The organism is Corynebacterium sp. HMSC072G08, from assembly GCF_001809185.1.
Lineage (GTDB): Bacteria > Actinomycetota > Actinomycetes > Mycobacteriales > Mycobacteriaceae > Corynebacterium > Corynebacterium phoceense.
Genome location: NZ_KV796402.1, coordinates 1 through 983, shown reverse-complemented (window position 1 = coordinate 983; position 983 = coordinate 1). Strand labels below are relative to the sequence as shown.

1 pseudogene is annotated in these 983 nt (G+C 52.5%); it reads left to right on the top strand.

Annotated features, from left to right (window positions below):
- Window positions 1-945 (top strand): annotated as a pseudogene (locus HMPREF2559_RS03015) (IS3 family transposase); the annotation flags it as partial.
- Window positions 946-983 lie beyond the last annotated feature (38 nt).

Genomic DNA, 983 nt, shown 5'->3' with positions numbered 1-983 from the left:
CGATATTCTGCGCAAGGCCGCGAAATATTTTGCCGAAGAGACACGCTGGTGATCCGCTTCCAGTTTGTCTATGACCACCGAACCGAGTATTCGGTCAAGCGGATGTGCCATGTGTTAAAGCTCAATCGCTCCTCGTTTTATAAATGGGTCAACACCCGCGAAAATCGCAGGTTAAAGATGTATTCCGATGCCCTTATTGGTGCAAGAATCAAGGCCATCTTCGATGATGAGAACGGGCTTTATGGTGCTAAACGCATCGCTGCAAGCCTCAACGACGATACGGACTTCGGCCCGATCAACCATAAGAAGGTCGCACGCATCATGAAATCCATGGGGCTAAAAGGCTTTAGCAAACGGCGTCGATGCATCACCACTAGGCGTAAGCCTGGTCACCGTGTCATGCCAGATTTAGTAGGCCGTACATTCACCGCTGACGAGCCGAACCGTGTGTATGTCGGCGACATTACCTACCTGCCGTGTAAGGGCGGTAAGAACATGTACCTTGCCACGGTCATTGACACCTATTCACGAAAACTTGCAGGTTATGCACTCGCAGACCACATGCGTGTCTCACTGGTCATCGAGGCTTTGTCCCATGCCAGCACAGTCCGCGGAAGCCTTGACGGGGCTATTTTCCATTCTGATCATGGAAGTGTGTACACCTCACAGGCGTTTAGGGACCACTGCGCCCAACTTGGTGTGCGCCAATCCATGGGCGCGGTGGGAACTAGTGCCGATAATGCCCTGGCAGAGTCATTTAACGCCACCTTAAAACGTGAAGTGCTACGTGATCGGAAAGTCTTTGATAATCCCATTATCTGCCGGCAGGAAGTCTTCCGATGGTGCATGCGCTACAACACACGCAGACGACACTCCTGGTGCAACCTTCTAGCCCCCGATGACTTCGAAGCACTCACATCAGCTACACTGACCCAAGCAGCATAGCTAACCCCCGACGTGTCTACTTTCCAGGGGTCAGGCCC